This window comes from Streptomyces sp. CB01881 (assembly GCF_002953255.1).
Taxonomy (GTDB): domain Bacteria; phylum Actinomycetota; class Actinomycetes; order Streptomycetales; family Streptomycetaceae; genus Kitasatospora.
Genome location: NZ_CP026498.1, coordinates 660583 through 676242, shown reverse-complemented (window position 1 = coordinate 676242; position 15660 = coordinate 660583). Strand labels below are relative to the sequence as shown.

Genomic DNA, 15660 nt, shown 5'->3' with positions numbered 1-15660 from the left:
TCGGCCCCGCCCCGGCTGTCGGGTCCGGCCGTCCGGTCCCACATCCGGGATAGCATCGCGAATATGGGAATCGACACGGTCGCCGACGAGCGACTGGCTTCGCGCCTCGCCGAGCTGCGGCTCGAACGCGGGTGGACGTTGGAGGAGTTGGCGCGGCGGGCGGAGGTGAGCCGGTCGACGCTGTCGCGGGTGGAGCGGGCGGAGGTGAGCCCGACGGCGGCGCTGCTGGGGCGGCTCTGCGCGGTGTACGGGCGGACGATGTCGCGGCTGCTGGCCGAGGTCGAGCCGGCGCCGGCGCGGTTGGTGCGGGCCGCGGACCAGGCGGTCTGGCGCGACGAGGAGACCGGGTTCGTCCGACGGGCGGTGTCGCCGCCGCACGGCTCGCTGCGGGCCGAGGTCATCGAGGGCCGACTGCCGGCGGGGGCCGACATCGCGTACGACCGGCCGTCCGTGCCCGGGCTGGAGCACCACCTGTGGTTGACGGCGGGCGGCCTGGAGCTGACCGTCGACGGGGAGCCGCAACTCCTCGCAGCCGGTGACTGCCTGCGCTTCGTCGCCGAGAGCACCCGCTTCCGGTGTCCGGGCCCCGAAGAGGCCAGGTACGTGCTGGTGGTGGTGGCACCGTGAAGCGGTCCTCCGCCGGCCCGATAGCCGAGGCGCCCCGGGAGCGGTTCGACGCGGCGGGGCGCCGGGTCCTGCTGGTCTGCGTCGCGGGCGGGTTCACCACGCTGCTCGACCAGTCCGTGCTCAACACCTCGATCCCCGCCCTGCGCGAGAGCCTGCACGCCCAGCCGGCCCACCTGCAGTGGATCGTGGCCGGCTACTCGCTCGCCTTCGGGCTGGCGCTGGTGCCCGGCGGGCGGCTCGGGGACGTCCGGGGCCGCAAGTGGTTCTTCGTCACCGGTCTTGCGCTGTTCACCGCCGTGAGCCTGCTCTCGGCGACCGCCACCGAACCGTGGGTCCTGGTCGCGGCGCGGCTGCTCCAGGGCGCGGGGGCCGGACTGGTCAACTCGCAGATGATCGGCACGATCCAGGACGTCTTCAGCGGCCAGCTGCGGGCGCGGGCGCTCGGCATGTACGCCGTCACCGGCGGGCTCGCCTTCGCACTCGGGCCGCCGGTCGGCGGTGCGGTGCTGGCCGCGTTCGGGCCGGAGCACGGCTGGCGGCTGACGTTCCTGCTCAACGTGCCCTTCGGGCTGGCGACCGTCGTCCTGGCCGCCCGCCACCTGCCACGGCCGCGCCCGAGCGCCCGGCACGCCGACCTCGACCTGGTCGGGCTGCTGCTGGTCGGCGCGCTGACCCTGACGCTGATGCTGCCCTTCGTCCAGCCGCCCGGCTGGGCCGGCTGGCTGGCCTTCGCGGCCGGTGACTGCCTGCTGCTCGGCATGCTCGTCGGGTGGCAGCGTCGCTACGCCCGGGCCGGCGGCCACCCGCTGATCCACCCGGCGCTCACCCGGTCCGCGCCCTACGCGCTGGGGACGGCGGTGGCGATGGCGCAGTTCGGCTCCTCGCTCGCGGCCGGGCTGGTGCTGGCGATGTTCCTGCAGGACGGCCTCGGGCTCTCCCCGATGGGCGCGGCGCTGGTCTCGCTGCCCTCGGCGGTGTCGATGGGGGTCGCCTCCGCGCTCGCCTGGCGGGTGGTGCAGCGCTTCGGCCGCCGGACCGTCACCGCGGGCATGACCGGTTCGGCCCTGGTGATGCTCGCCGGCGGGCTGGTCGTGCACTGGGGGCCGGCCGGTGCGCTGCCGTGGCTGCTGGCCGCGCTGCAACTGGCCGGGGGCGCCGCCGTGGGCGTGATGGGGGCGACCAACCAGGCGTACGTGCTGCGCCACGCGCCCGCCGAGGCGGCCGGGGTGAGCGGGGCGATCCTGCAGATGGCGCAGCGGATCGCGGCGGCGGTGTCCATCTCGGCGCTCTCCGGCGTCTACCTGCGCGCCACCGGGGGCGGCGGCGGGCACCGGGCGGCGTACACGTACGCGAGTGCGGTCTGTGCGGCGGTGGCCGGGCTGGCGGTGCTGGCGTCGGTGTGCGCGGGCCGGGCGGGGGCGGGCCGGGAGGCCGAGGCCGATGCCGGTGCCGAGGCCGGTCCGGGGGCGCGGGGTGACCGTGAGGCCGCGGTCGGGCCCGGGCCGACCGGGGCGCGGGCGCAGCAGTAGCGCGCGGCGGCGGGTCGTTGAGCGCTGGGCGAACGGATCGTCCGCGGGTGGCGGCTGCGGCATACGGTGACCGCTATGACTGCGCATCGGATCGTGGAGCTGCCGGACGTCGCCCTCGCCTGCCGGGAGAGCGGCAGGCCCGGCGGCCCGCCGCTGGTGCTGCTGCACGCGCTCGGCGAGCGGGCCGCCGACTGGGACGTGGTCCTGCCCGGCCTCGCGCCGCACCACCACGTCCACGCGCTCGATCTGCGCGGCCACGGCGACAGCGGCCGGCCCGGCCGGTACGGCCTGGAGCTCATGCGGGACGACGTCCTGGGCTTCCTGGACGCGCTGGGGCTGGACCGGGTCGACCTGGCCGGCCACTCGATGGGCGGCGTGGTGGCCTACCTGCTCGCGCAGGAGCACCCCGGGCGGATCGGCCGGCTGGTGCTGGAGGACGTCCCGGCCCCCCACCCGCGGCCGGCGGCCCCGGTGGCCGCGGCGCCCGACGGGCCGGTGGACTTCGACTGGGCGGTGGTTCAGGCGGTCAAGCGGCAGATCGACACCCCGGAGCCGGTCTGGCTGGAGCGGATGGCGGCCATCACGGCGCCCACCCTGGTGGTGGCGGGCGGCCCGGCCAGCCACGTGCCGCAGGACCGGATCGCGGAGATGGCCGAGCGGATCCCGGACTGCCAGGTGGTCACCATCGGGGCCGGGCACCTGGTGCACCGCGCCCGGCCGGCGGAGTTCGTCGCGGCGGTCGCGCCGTTCCTGGACCCCGCCGGCCCGCGGTGACCGGCCGTCAGACGCCGTGCTCGGCCGGGAGCCGGCCCGCCCGTATGGCGGCGAGCAGGTCGGCGTGGTCCGCCTCGGTGCGGTCCGCGTACGCCACCGCGAAGGCGGCGACCGCCTCGTCCAGCGCCTCGTTCTTGCCGCAGTAGCCGGTGATGAGGCCGGGGTCGGCGGTGTGCGCGTGGGCCCGGGCCAGCAGGGCGCCGGTGATCCGCGCGTAGTCGTCGAGCTGGCCGGGGAGCAGTGCCGCCGGGTCCACGCTGCCCTTGCGGTTGCGGAACTGCCGGACCTGGTAGGGCAGTTTGTCCACCGTGGTCCAGCCGAGCAGGGTGTCGCTGACCACCTGCATGCGCTTCTGGCCGAGCACCACCCGGCGGCCTTCGTGGGCGTCCTGGGCCGGCTCCGTGACCGGGAAGCCCGCGCGGGCCAGGTGGGGCAGCAGCACCGACGGGCGCGCCTCCTTCACCTGGAGCACGAGCGCCTGCTCGCGGTGGTCGGTGAGCAGGACGACGTACGAACGGGTGCCGACGCTGCCGGTGCCGACGACGCGGAACGCCACGTCCTGCACCTGGTAGCGGGAGAGCAGCGGGTGCAGTTCGGCGGGTACCGTCCGCACGTACGGGCCGAGCGACGCGGCCACCGCGCCGGCCGTCGCGTCCGGCACCTCGCTGAGCACCGGGGGAGCGGCCGTGAACCGCCACCCGCCGTCCTCCGTGCGGACGGTCGACTTGGCGGCGAACCTGGCGCCGGTGTTGCCGAGGGCCTTGGCACCGACCTTCTGGAGCGCCTCGGCCAGGTCGTGCGCCTGGGCGAAGGAGACCAGCTGGTCGTCGGCGACGGCGTTCCAGGCGTCCAGCACGGGCAGCTTGGCCAGCGTGCGCATGGTCCGCCGGTACGAGCCGGCCGCGTCGAAGGCGGCCCGGCGGGCGGTCGTCTCGTCGGCGCCGATCTCCCGGCCGGCCAGCACCAGGCTGGCGGCGAGCCGCTTGAGGTCCCACTCCCACGGGCCGGGCACGGTCTCGTCGAAGTCGTTGATGTCCATGACCAGCCGGCCGCGGGCGTCGCCGTAGAGGCCGAAGTTGGCGGCGTGCGCGTCACCGCAGAGCTGGGCGGTGATCCCGGTGGCCGGGGTGGTCGCGAGGTCGGCGGCCATCAGGCCGGCCGAGCCGCGCAGGAACGCGAACGGGGTGGCCGCCATCCGGCCGAGCCGGATCGGCACCAGGTCGGTGAGGCGGCCGGCGTTGGAGGCCTCGATCGCCTCGACGGCGGTCGGCCGGTCGCCGGCGAGGGCCAGCTCGGCGTGCCGCTCGCGCGGGGTGCGCCCGCGCAGCGCCTTGCCGCGCTCGCGGGAGCGGCCGTCGTGGCGCGGCGCGAACCCGTCCACGGCGAACCGGCGCCCCGGCCCCCGGCCGTCCTCTCCTGCGTCCGCCCGCAGGCCGGACCCCTCCACCGTTTCGGTCAGCTGCGTCACTGCGCCCGCCCCGTCCTTCTGTCGTTCCCGTCCGCGACCTGCGCGGACCCGGCCCTTCGGCGGGCCGGCCAGCAGGGTACCGGGCCACCGGTCCGGCGTCCGGACCGACCCGTCGGGAGGGAGGGACGCCGGGCGGGCGGCGGCGGTTCCGGGACACGCGCCTCGACGCCGGGCGCTTAGGGTGGCCGGTGTGAATGATCTTCGGGGGAGGCGGACCGTGCGCATCGCGGCCGCGGTGGCGGCGGTCCTGACGGTGGCGGCCGGGCTCGGCGTACGGGCGGTGGCCGGCGGGGAGTTCGCCAAGTGCGCGGGGGACGCGCTGTACACCGTGCTGGTGTACGCGCTGGTGCTGCTCGTGGCGCCGCGGCTGCGGCCGCTGCCCGCGGCGGGGCTGGCCGCCGGGCTGAGCTGGGCGGTCGAACTGTTCCAGCTGACCGGCGTGCCCGACGAACTGGGCCGCCGCAGCACGCTCGCCAGGCTGGTCCTCGGCTCCACGTTCAACGCGCCGGACCTGCTCTGGTACGTCGTCGGCGCCGCGCTGGCCGCCGTGGTGCACGCGGGTGCGGTCCGGCTGGTCGGACTGGTCCGTCAGCCCGGCGCGGGCCCCTGCGGTTCTCGCAAGGGGCCCGCGCCGTCACGGCACTGAGGCTTCGTCAGAGCGGCGTCAGCTCGGGCCGCTTGGCCTCGACGTTGTCGCCGGAGGACTCGCCGCGCAGCCGCCGGCCGACCCACGGCACCAGGAACTCGCGCGCCCACTGGAGGTTCTCCCGGCGGTGGTCGGCGGCCGACTGGACGGGGAGGGCCGGCCACGGCGCCTCCGGGTCCTGCTCGGTGCGCAGGCCCAGCGAACGGGCGGCCAGCAGGGCGACCCGCTGGTGCCCCTCGGGGGAGAGGTGGAGCCGGTCGTCGCTCCACGCCCGGCGGTCCTGCACCGCGCGCAGCGACCAGAGGTCGGCGACCTTGCAGCCGTTGCGGTCGGCGACGGCCCGCATGTGGCCGTTGTACGTGGCGATCTTGCCGCGCAGGTGCTTCAGCAGCGGCACGCCGCGGGTGTCGAAGCCGGTGCAGATCAGCACCGTCCCGGCGAACTCGGTGAGTTGGGCGACGGCCGCCTCGAAGCGCTCGGCCACCTCGTCCGGGTCGCTGCCCGGGCGCAGGATGTCGTTGCCGCCGGCGCAGAAGGTGACCAGGTCGGGCTGGATGCGCCGGACCTCCGGCACCTGTTCGGCGGCGATCTGGTCGAGCAGCCGGCCGCGCACCGCGAGGTTGGCGTACCGGAACGCGCCCGGCGGCCGTCCGTCGGCGAGGAGACCGGCCAGCCGGTCCGCCCAGCCGGCGAAGGCGCCGTCCGCTCCCGGGTCGTTCAGGCCCTCGGTGAAGCTGTCCCCGAGGGCGGCGTACGAACTGAGGTCAAGGGTCTCCTGGAGGTTCGGCATGAAGTAGATAGTTCACCGTCTCAAGTGACCTACGCCACCGTAGGTGGCCCTTACCGGTACGTGAGATCGGCCACGTAGGGGCGGGCGGACCGGCGGTGTGCGGGGCGCGCGGCGCGCCGTCGTGCGCCGGGTGCCGCGCCGGGTGCGCGGGGGCCTGCGTCGGCCGGGGGCGCCCGCGCGCGTGTGCGAACCGCGCGGGCCGGGCAGCCGCCCTCTGGGCAGCGCTCGCACGACCCGTGCCGCTGCCGGCCCCGAACCCCGGACGGCGGAGGTTGCCGCATGCCGAACCGAACCCCGGAGCGCACCGCCAGGCCGCGGCGCTACCTGATGTGCCGGCCGACGCACTTCACCGTCGACTACGCCATCAACCCGTGGATGGACCCGGCGCGCCCGACCGACACCGCGCTCGCCCTCCGCCAGTGGGAGCGCCTGCGCGCGCTGTACCTGCGCCTCGGCCACACCGTCGAGCTGATCGACCCGCTGCCCGGCCTGCCCGACATGGTCTACACCGCCAACGGCGCCACCGTGCTGAACGGCCGGGCGCTGGTCGCCACCTTCCGTCACCCCGAACGGGCGGCCGAGTCGGACGCCTACCAGGAGTGGTTCCGGGCCCGCGGGTACCGGGAGGTCCGCCGGGCCGGCCACGTCAACGAGGGCGAGGGCGACCACCTGGTGGCCGGCCGCCGGGTGCTCGCCGGGACGGGGTTCCGCACCGACCCGGCCGCGCACGCCGAGGCACGGGCGCTGTTCGGCGTGCAGGTGCTCGGCCTGACCCTGGTCGACCCGCGGTACTACCACCTGGACACCGCGCTCGCCGTCCTCGACGACGACCACGTCATGTACTACCCCGCGGCCTTCTCGCCGGACAGCCAGGCGCTGCTGCGCAGCCTCTACCCGGACGCGATCCTCGCCGACCGCGCCGACGCCGAGGTGTTCGGCCTCAACGCCGTCTCGGACGGCAGGCACGTCCTGCTGCCGGAGACCGCCAAGGCGCTGGCCGGCCGGCTGGCCGAGCAGGGCTACGAGCCGGTTCCGGTGGACGTCTCCGAGCTGCTCAAGGGCGGCGGCGGGGCGAAGTGCTGCACGCTGGAGCTGCGCCCGGCCTGAGCGGGCGGCGCGGTGGCGTCAGTCCGGAGTGACCAGCACGACCTCCAGGGTGCGCGGGCCGTGCACGCCCTCGACCCGGTCGAGTTCGATGTCGCTGGTGGCGGACGGGCCGGAGATCCAGGTCTGCGGGCGGGCGGGGTCGAGCCGGGGGAGGGCGAGCGGGACGGAGGCGACCACCTGCCCGGGTGCCAGGACGACGCAGATGTGGTGGTCGGGGACGAGGGTCAGCAGGCGGCGGCCCTGGGCCGGGCCCGCGTCCAGGACCAGGGTCCCGGTCTCGGCAATGGCCAGGGCGCAGCCGGTCAGCACGCTGTCCGTCCGGTCCAGCCGGGCCGCGGTGAGGGTGCCGTCGTCCGGTCGCGCCTCGACCGCCGTCGCCGCGGAGAGCCAGGCCGGCGGCAGGTCGGCCGGGACGGCGACGCTGCGCGAGCCGCGCGCGGCGAGGAGCGCGGCGACGAGGGCGGGCAGCCCGGCGGACGGGCAGCGGTGGACCTCGGCGCGGTAGTCGGCGAGGTTGTGGTGCAGCAGGTCGAGCAGGGCCGCCGGGTCGTCCGCCGGCGCGTGGCTCGCCAAGTAGTCGCGGGGTAGCGGCTGTTCGTCCGGGGCCGGCGCGGCGTACCGGTCGCCCGTCGCCGGACGGCCGGTGCCGAGCGCGGCGCGGATCCGGCCGAGGACGAGCTCGCGGGAGCCCGGAGGGCGGTGCGTCGTCATCGGCGGTTCCTCCGCCACCAGTCGCGGAAGGGTTCGGGCGGCGGCTCCGGGAGGTCCCGGGTGTCCGTCCAGGCCCGGCCCGGTCCGGGCAGGCGGCGCGGGTGGAAGCGCCTGGTCCGGGCCGCCGCGCGCTCGGCCGCGCGGAGCAGTTCCGGGTGGTCGAGCACGTAGCCGGCCGCCGCGACGGCCGCCCGCTCCAGCCGGTGCCCGCGTTGCGCCGCGACGCGCTCGCGCAGGTGGACCAGGACCTCGGGGATGTCGATCGCCACCGGGCAGACCTCGTAGCAGGCCCCGCAGAGCGAGGAGGCGAACGGCAGCGAGGCCTCCACCGGGCCGGTGACGCCGCGTAGTTGGGGCGTCAGGATGGCGCCGATCGGCCCCGGGTACACCGAGCCGTACGCGTGCCCGCCGGCCCGCTCGTAGACCGGGCAGACGTTGAGGCAGGCCGAGCAGCGGATGCAGCGCAGCGCCTGGCGGCCGACCTCGTCGGCGAGGGTGGCCGTCCGCCCGTTGTCGAGCAGCACGAGGTGGAACTCCGACGGGCCGTCGCCCGGGGTGACCCCGGTCCAGAACGAGGTGTACGGGTTCATCCGCTCGGCGGTGGAGGAGCGCGGCAGGAGCTGCAGGAAGACCTCCAGGTCCCGCCAGGTCGGCACCACCTTCTCGATGCCGACGACGGAGATCAGGGTGCGCGGCAGGGTGAGGCACATCCGGCCGTTGCCCTCGGACTCCACGATCACCAGCGTGCCGGTCTCGGCGACCATGAAGTTGGCGCCGGAGACGGCGACCCGGGCGCGGAGGAACTTCTCGCGCAGGTGCAGCCGGGCCGCCTCGGCGAGTTCGGCGGGCTCGTCGATCAGTCCCTCGGGCGCCGGCCGCCCCCACGAGGCCATCCGCCCGGCGAAGATCTCCCGGATCTCGGCGCGGTTGCGGTGGATCGCCGGGACGAGGATGTGCGAGGGCCGGTCGTCGCCCAGCTGCACGATCAGCTCGGCGAGGTCGGTCTCGTACGCGGTGATGCCCGCGGCGGCGAGCGCCTCGTTCAGCCCGATCTCCTGGGTGGCCATCGACTTGACCTTGACCACCTCGGCCTCGCCGGCGTCGGGACCGACGACCGCGCGGACCAGCCGGGTGACGATCGCGTTGGCCTCGTCCGCGTCGGCGGCCCAGTGCACGGTGCCGCCGGCCGCCGTCACGGCCTCCTCCAACTGGACGAGGTAGCGGTCGAGATGGCGCAGCGTGTGGTCCTTGATCGCCTTGCCGGCCGCACGCAGCCCGGCCCAGTCCGGGAGCTCGGCCACCGCGCGGGCCCGCTTGTCGCGGATGGTGTGGGTGGCGTGCCGCAGGTTGGCGCGCAGCGTCGTGTCCCGGGTGGCGCGGGCGGCGGCCTCCGGGAACGGCTCGCCCGTGACGGCGCCGCCCGGTGCGGCGCCGACCGTTCCGGTGCCGCCCGTCACGACGCCGCCCGGGGCGGGTGCGTTGCGGGCGTGCCTGCCCGGGAACGAGGGCAGGCCGAGGAAGGCGGGGCGGCTCAACTCGGCCTCCAGGGTTCGGCCTCGGTGCTCGCCAGGATCTCGGCGAGGTGCAACGGGCGCAACGCGTCGCCCCGGCGGCGCAGCATCCCGCCGAGGTGCAGAAGACAGGAGTTGTCGGCGCCGCAGAGCACCCGGGCGCCGGTGGAGAGGGCGCTGCGCACCTTGTCCTCGCCCATCGCCGCCGAGACGGCCGGGTTCTTCACCGCGAAGGTGCCCCCGAAGCCGCAGCACTCCTCGGCTCCCGGGAGCTCCACCAGCTCCAGCCCGCGGACCGCCCGGAGCAGCCGGCGGGGCCGCTCGCCGAGGCCGAGCACCCGCAGCCCGTGACAGGAGGGGTGGTAGGTCACCGTGTGCGGGAAGGAGGCGCCGACATCCTCGACGCCCAGCACATCGGTCAGGAACTCGGTCAACTCGTACACACGTGGCACGAGTTGCCCGACCAGGTCGGCGAGGCCGGCGCCACGGCCCTCGGCGGCGGCCCTGGCCCCGATCCGCGGGTAGTTGTCACGGACCATCGCCACGCAGGAGCCGGACGGCGTCACCACGTGGTCGTAGCCGGCGAACGCGCGCGCCGTCCGCCGGACCAGCGGCTCGCAGGCCCGCCGGTAGCCGGTGTTGAACTGCGGCTGCCCGCAACAGCTCTGCGCGGCCGGGAAGTCGACGTCCACCCCGAGCCGCTCCAGCAGCCGGACGGTGGCGATCGCCGTGGACGGGTACAGCGCGTCGTTCACGCAGGTGGCGAAGAGCGCGACCCGCATCGCCCCTCCCTGCGCCGGTGGTCGGGGAGCCGTCGGCCGGCCCGCCGGTGATCGTGCGGCAGCGATGCTACCGAGCGGGCCGGGCGGGCGGGAGGGTGCCGCGCCGGGTGCGCGGGTGTGCGCGCGGACGGGCGGGTGCGCGTGCGTGTGCAGGCGGGCCGCCACCCGCCTGCACGCGCACACCCGCGGCCGTTCGGACCTTCCCGGCCGTTCAGGCGCCCGGGCCGGTCAAGCGACCCGGCCGGTCAGGCGTCCTGGCCGAGCCAGAGGTCGGGACCGAAGACCTCGTAGTGGATCGACGCCGCCGGGACGCCCGCGGTGAGCAGCTGCTCCCGCACCGAGCGCAGGAAGGGCAGCGGGCCGCACAGGTACGCGGTGGTCCCGGCCGGGACCGGCACCGTCGAGAGGTCGACGAGGCCGGTGCGCTCCTGCGGCCAGTCGCCGAGCGGCTGCTCGTAGAAGACGTGGGCGGTGGCGTTCGCCAGCTTGGCGGTGAGCTGGCCGAGGTCGGAGCGGAAGGCGTGCGAGAGCTGGTCGCGGTCGCCGTGGACGGAGATCACCGTCCGGGTGGAACCGGTGGCGGCGAGGTGGGAGAGCATGGCCGTCATCGGGGTGTTGCCGATGCCGGCCGAGGCGAGCAGCACCGGCCCGTCGGCGTCCGCGAGCGCGACGTCGCCGAGCGGCGGGGCGATGTCGAGGACGTCCCCGGCGTGCACGTGGTCGTGCAGGTGGGTGGAGACCTCGCCGACCGGCCCGCCGGCGGCTGCGGCGGTCGCCCGCTTGACGGTGAACTGGAGCGCGCCGTCCGGGTTCCCGGAGAGGCTGTACTGGCGGATCTGCCGGGCGCCGTCCGCCATGGTGGCGCGCACCGAGACGTACTGGCCGGGGCGGGAGGGCGGCACCGGGCCGCCGTCGGCCGGACGGACCAGGAACGTGGTCACGTCGTCGGTCTCCTGGTAGCGGGCGACCACGGTGTACGGGCGCCACAGCGCGGCCGGGGCACCGCCCTGTGCGGCGGCGGACCCGGCGCGCAGGCGGTCCTCGACGGCGATCAGCGCGTTGGCCATCAGCCAGTAGACCTCGTCCCAGGCGGCGGCCACCTCGGGCGTCACGGCCTCGCCCAGCACCTCGACGATGGCGGCGAACAGGTGCTCGTGGACGACCCGGTACTGCTCGTTGCTGATGCCGACCGAGACGTGCTTGTGGGCGATCCGGGCGAGCATGGCGTCCGGCCGCTGGTCGGGGTGGGCGATCAGGGCCGAGGCGAACGCGGCGATCGAGCCGGCCAGTGCCTGCTGCTGGCTCTGGTTGGCCTGGTTGCCCCGGTTGAACTGGTCACGCAGCAGCGCCGGGTGGGCGGCGAAGAGCTTCTTGTAGAACAGCGGCGTGATCTCGCCGATGGCACCGCCCACGACGGGCAGGGTGGCTTCGACGACCTCGGCGGACTTGGCGGACAGCATCGGGTTCGCTCCAAATTGGTATCTGAGAGTCGTATTTTTGGGCGTGCGAGGCCCCGGCTCCGGGCTTTGGCGGTTCGGGTGGGGTGGGTGTGCCGGTCGGAACGGGTGTGTCAGTCGGCGGGCCTGCCGGTGAGGCTCAGCAGGACCGGTCCGGTGGGGGAGGCGACCAGGTCGCCGATGCAGAGCGGGTCGAGCGTCGCGAAGAACGCCTCCTGCGCGGTGCGCAGCGCCCCGCGCAGCCGGCAGGCGGACCGCAGCGGGCACGGCGGCTCGTCCTCGCATCCGACCACGTCACCGACGCCCTCCAGCTCGCGCAGCAGCAGCCCGAGCGAGCCGGTCCGGCCGGCGAAGGTGAGGACCAGGCCCCCGCCGCGCCCGCGCCGGGCCTCCACCACGCCGAGGTGCTGGAGCCGGCTGACCACCTTGGCCGCGTGCGTGTACGGCACGCCGACGGCCTCGGCCACCTCGCGGGTGGTCGGGTTGGCGCCCTCGTCGAGGACGGCCAGCCGCATGGCGATGCGGAGGGCGATGTCGGTGCTCTTGGTCAGCCTCACGTTCGAAGGCTATCTAATACGACTCCAGGAATCCAATTTGCCTGCCGGTCCGGAGCCGGGCGGCGGTGGAGCTCGAACCCTTACCGGGGGAGCGCGGCGTTCGACTTACCCGACGCCAGGTCGGCTGCTTCTCCGGGGCGGCCCGGCCGGTTCCCGGTGCCCTGCGGCGTCCCGGCCGTGACGATGCGTCATGTCCCTGACGGATGCCCGCACCCCGGGGCCGGGCACCCGCCCTGCGGGTGGCATGATGGCGCGGTCCCGGCCGCACGGCCGAGGCGGAGGGGGAGTCCGCCGGTGGGCCGTCGGCGCCGGGCACCGGTGTGCGCGGCCGCCGGTGCAACCAACGGGGGACCGGGAACATGTGGATCATCGGCATGCTGGTCGGCGGCTTCGTGCTGGTCGTGCCTCCCGCCCTGCTCGGGCGCCGGCTGCTCGGCATCGAGGCCGGCCTGTCCCGGGCGGTGGCGGCGGGTGTGATCGGGATCTCGACCGCGGGCGGCCTGCTCGGCAACCAGCTCCAGCGGGACGAGCAGCGGCTCGTGCTGAGCCCGCTGCTCATCGCCATCGCGTTGCTGGTGGCCATGGTGACACTGGTCGTCCTGGACCTGGTGGTGCCGGCGGGCAGCGTCCGCCCGCTCTCCTGGCCGCAGTCGCTGCGCGGGCGGCTGGCGCGGATGCGCCGTTACTCCAAGATCGTCGGCATCGCCGGGCGGCACGGCCTCGGCCCCTACCTGCGCGGCCGGGGCCAGGACGGCGGGACGCGGCACGAACTGCTGGCGCAGGAGCTGCGCCAGGCGCTCCAGGCGGGCGGCACGACGTTCGTGAAGCTCGGCCAGGTGATGTCCACCCGCCGGGACCTGCTGCCCGCGCCGTACGTCGAGGAGCTGAGCCGGCTCCAGGACCAGGTCCCGCCCGCGCCGTGGCCGGAGGTGGAGCGGGAGCTCGTCGCCGCGCTCGGCGCCGCCCCGACGGAGGTGTTCGCCGAGTTCGACCACCGTCCGCTCGCCGCCGCCTCGATCGCCCAGGTGCACGCGGCGGTGCTGGCGGACGGCACCCGGGTCATCGTCAAGGTGCAGCGGCCCGGCGTCCGCGAACTCGTCGAGCGCGACCTGGACATCGTCGGCCGACTGGCGGCCACCCTCCAGTCCCGCACCGACTGGGGGCGCAGCCTGGGCCTGGTGGAACTGGCGCAGGGCTTCGCGGTCGCCCTGCGCGAGGAACTCGACTTCCGGGTCGAGGCACGGAACATGACGGCCGTCCGGCGCGCCGCCGAGGCCCGCCGCGATGACAGCGTCACGATGCCGGAGGTGCACGAGGCGCTGAGTACCGAACGCGTCCTGGTGATGACCAGGATCGACGGCACCCCGCTCGGCCAGGCGCGGCCCACGGACGAGGAGCACGGCCGCGAGCTCGCCGACACCCTGTTCACCGCGCTGCTCAACCAGGTCGTCCGCGACGGCGTCTTCCACGCCGACCCGCACCCCGGCAACATCCTGCTCCAGCCGGACGGCCGTCCGGCGCTGCTGGACTTCGGCTCGGTCGGCCGGATCGACCCGGGGCTGCGCGACGCCATGGCCGGGCTCTTCCTGGCCGTGGACCGCGCCGATCCGGCCGCCCTGCGGGACGCCCTGCTGGACGTGACCGACCGCCCCGAGGACGTCGACGAGCAGCGGTTGCAGCGAGCGCTCGGCCAGTTCAGCGCCCGCCACCTCGGCCACGGCTCGGCGCCGGACGTGCAGATGTTCACCGACCTGTTCCGGCTGGTCACCGACTTCAGGCTGGCCGTCCCGCCGGAGATCGCCGCGGTGTTCCGCGCCCTCGGCACGCTGGAGGGCACGCTGCTGCGGCTCAGCCCCGGCTTCGACATGCTGGCGGCCTCCCGCTCCTACGCGGCCGCCCGGCTCGGCGACCGGCTGGCGCCGGGCAGCGCCCGGGAGGCCGCCCAGGACGAACTCCTCACCCTGCTGCCGGTGCTGCGGAGGCTGCCGCGCCGGCTGGACCGGATCGGCAGCGCGCTGGAGGAGGGCCGGCTCGCGGTGAACGTCCGCCTGCTGTCCGACCCGCGCGACCGCCGGGTGGCCGGCGAACTGCTGAGCCGGGTGCTGTTCACCTTCCTGGGGATCTTCTTCGGCGTCACCGGGGTCCAACTGCTCGGCCTGCGGGGAGGGCCCATGGTGACGGGCGACCTGAGCCTGTACGCGCTGATCGGTTACCACCTGCTGGTGTTCTCCGCCGCGGTGGTGGTCCGCACGGTCTACGTCCTCGGCCGGCCGTTGGCGTGAGGGCGGTCGTTGGCGGCGAGGTGCGGCGAGTTCGCGGCGGCGAGTTCGCGGTGTCCCCGGCGCCGGAATCGGCGGAACAGACGAACCACCGCCACGCCGCGTACCCGTACTCAGGTGAAACCACACCCTGGCGGGTCGGCCGGGGGCTGTGTTTGTATGTGCGGGTCTCCAACGGACCGGGATGGACATCAGTCCCGGGGCGGCCCCGACCGGGCCGGACGGCGGGGGGCGCCCCGAGGGCGCCGGACGCCGGGCGTGCGGGATTCACCCCGGGCCGCACCGCCCGTTCCCGCCGAGGTCCGCCACCCAGGGCCTGCGGACGAGGCGTGCGACCGGGCACGCATCCGCAGAACCGAGGAGCTGGACACGATGTACGAGAACGTGCTCGCGCAGAACCAGTACGGCAAGGCCGAAACCGCATCGTCAAGATCACCCGCAAGGGTGGCGACGGTACCTGGCACGAGATCAGGGACCTCAACGTCTCCGTCGCGCTGCGCGGCGAGTTCGACGCGGTCCACTTCACCGGCGACAACGGCCACTGCCTGCCCACCGACACCACCAAGAACACGGTGTACGCCTTCGCCAAGGAGCACGGCGTCGAGTCGCCGGAGGCGTTCGGGCTGCTGCTGGCCAAGCACTTCGTGGAGTCCCAGGGCGTCGTCCACGAGGCGCGGATCCGGCTGGAGGAGTACGCCTGGGAGCGGATCGTCACCACCGACAAGCAGCGCCACTCCTTCGCCCGCAAGGGCCAGGAGGTGCGCACCGCGGAGGTCACCTACTCCGGTGCCACCGGGCGCTTCCAGGTGGTCTCCGGCCTGAAGGACCTGACCGTCCTCAACTCCACCGCCTCGGAGTTCCACGGCTACATCAAGGACCGGTACACCACCCTTCAGGAGGCCTACGACCGGATCCTGGCCACCAAGGTGACGGCCCGCTGGGCGCACGCCCTCACCGGCACGGACGGCAAGGACGCGGACTGGGACCGCTCCTACCGCGAGTCGCGCCGCCACCTGCTGGAGGCCTTCGCCGAGACGTACTCGTACTCGTTGCAGCAGACCCTGTACGCGATGGCCAACCGGGTGCTGGCGCACCGGCCGGAGGTGAACGAGGTCCGGCTCAACCTGCCCAACAAGCACCACTTCCTGGTGGACCTGGAGCCGTTCGGCCTGAAGAACGAGAACGAGGTCTACTACGCCGCCGACCGGATGTACGGCCTGATCGAGGGCACCGTCCACCGCCCGGGGGTCACGCCGGTCATCCCGGTCGAGGACTGGATCACGGCCTGACCGGTTCGCACCGGACGGACGGTTCCACCGGCCGCCGCGGCGCTCCCCGCCTGCGGACCTTGCTGCCTCCCCGCCACCCTCCTCCCCGCGGATCGGCGTCGAGGCGGCCGGTTTCACCCTTTCGAGTGAAGAT

The 15660-nt window shown here is 75.0% G+C and carries 13 protein-coding genes and 1 pseudogene; 7 read left to right on the top strand and 7 right to left on the bottom strand.

Annotated elements, in window-relative coordinates:
- Positions 1 to 63 precede the first annotated feature (63 nt).
- The 3 genes from C2142_RS03225 to C2142_RS03215 all read left to right on the top strand — a co-directional run bounded on the left by C2142_RS03225 (position 64) and on the right by C2142_RS03215 (position 2930).
- On the top strand, positions 64 to 627 hold the full coding sequence (locus C2142_RS03225) for an XRE family transcriptional regulator (RefSeq protein WP_148640977.1): 564 nt from the start codon (positions 64 to 66) through the stop codon (positions 625 to 627).
- Entirely contained in the window at positions 624 to 2156 is a 1533-nt protein-coding gene (locus C2142_RS03220; RefSeq protein ID WP_241002345.1) for an MFS transporter, read from the top strand. The genes C2142_RS03225 and C2142_RS03220 overlap by 4 nt, the downstream gene beginning before the upstream one ends.
- Before the next feature lie 75 nt (positions 2157 to 2231).
- Positions 2232 to 2930 (top strand): alpha/beta fold hydrolase, encoded by a 699-nt coding sequence (locus C2142_RS03215; protein WP_148640976.1) that lies wholly within the window; start codon positions 2232 to 2234, stop codon positions 2928 to 2930.
- Between the two features lie 7 nt (positions 2931 to 2937).
- On the opposite strand, the gene C2142_RS03210 is transcribed toward C2142_RS03215, so the two are convergent.
- The gene (locus tag C2142_RS03210; protein ID WP_241003106.1) at positions 2938 to 4389 is read right to left on the bottom strand and encodes a DUF2252 domain-containing protein; all 1452 of its coding nucleotides are present in this window, start codon (positions 4387 to 4389) and stop codon (positions 2938 to 2940) included.
- Between the two features lie 226 nt (positions 4390 to 4615).
- On the opposite strand from C2142_RS03210, the gene C2142_RS03205 reads away from it, so the two are divergent.
- Positions 4616 to 5044, top strand: a complete 429-nt coding sequence (locus tag C2142_RS03205) for a DUF2809 domain-containing protein (RefSeq protein WP_148640974.1) — start codon at positions 4616 to 4618, stop codon at positions 5042 to 5044.
- 7 nt (positions 5045 to 5051) lie between these two features.
- Here the strand turns inward: C2142_RS03205 and C2142_RS03200 are convergent, their stop codons facing one another.
- Complete coding sequence (locus C2142_RS03200) at positions 5052 to 5834, bottom strand: SGNH/GDSL hydrolase family protein (RefSeq protein WP_148640973.1); 783 nt, start codon at positions 5832 to 5834, stop codon at positions 5052 to 5054.
- Positions 5835 to 6113: 279 nt separating this feature from the next.
- Here C2142_RS03200 and ddaH point away from each other — a divergent pair, with 279 nt between their 5' ends.
- The gene (ddaH, locus tag C2142_RS03195; RefSeq protein ID WP_194235751.1) at positions 6114 to 6941 is read left to right on the top strand and encodes a dimethylargininase; all 828 of its coding nucleotides are present in this window, start codon (positions 6114 to 6116) and stop codon (positions 6939 to 6941) included.
- A gap of 18 nt (positions 6942 to 6959) precedes the next feature.
- On the opposite strand, the gene C2142_RS03190 is transcribed toward ddaH, so the two are convergent.
- From C2142_RS03190 to C2142_RS03170, 5 genes are all read right to left on the bottom strand, one after another.
- Positions 6960 to 7652 (bottom strand): LUD domain-containing protein, encoded by a 693-nt coding sequence (locus C2142_RS03190; protein WP_148640972.1) that lies wholly within the window; start codon positions 7650 to 7652, stop codon positions 6960 to 6962.
- A complete protein-coding gene (locus tag C2142_RS03185) occupies positions 7649 to 9109 on the bottom strand; it encodes a lactate utilization protein B (protein WP_148642149.1) in 1461 nt (486 codons plus the stop codon). The genes C2142_RS03190 and C2142_RS03185 overlap by 4 nt, the downstream gene beginning before the upstream one ends.
- A 74-nt stretch (positions 9110 to 9183) precedes the next feature.
- On the bottom strand, positions 9184 to 9945 hold the full coding sequence (locus C2142_RS03180) for a (Fe-S)-binding protein (protein ID WP_148640971.1): 762 nt from the start codon (positions 9943 to 9945) through the stop codon (positions 9184 to 9186).
- Positions 9946 to 10190: 245 nt separating this feature from the next.
- Complete coding sequence (locus C2142_RS03175) at positions 10191 to 11405, bottom strand: globin domain-containing protein (protein ID WP_148640970.1); 1215 nt, start codon at positions 11403 to 11405, stop codon at positions 10191 to 10193.
- A gap of 110 nt (positions 11406 to 11515) precedes the next feature.
- A complete protein-coding gene (locus tag C2142_RS03170) occupies positions 11516 to 11959 on the bottom strand; it encodes an Rrf2 family transcriptional regulator (protein WP_148640969.1) in 444 nt (147 codons plus the stop codon).
- 359 nt (positions 11960 to 12318) lie between these two features.
- On the opposite strand from C2142_RS03170, the gene C2142_RS03165 reads away from it, so the two are divergent.
- Both C2142_RS03165 and pucL read left to right on the top strand, forming a co-directional pair.
- A complete protein-coding gene (locus C2142_RS03165; RefSeq protein WP_148640968.1) occupies positions 12319 to 14241 on the top strand; it encodes an AarF/UbiB family protein in 1923 nt (640 codons plus the stop codon).
- Between the two features lie 369 nt (positions 14242 to 14610).
- Positions 14611 to 15527: pseudogene (gene pucL, locus C2142_RS03160) on the top strand (factor-independent urate hydroxylase).
- Positions 15528 to 15660: the final 133 nt, after the last annotated feature.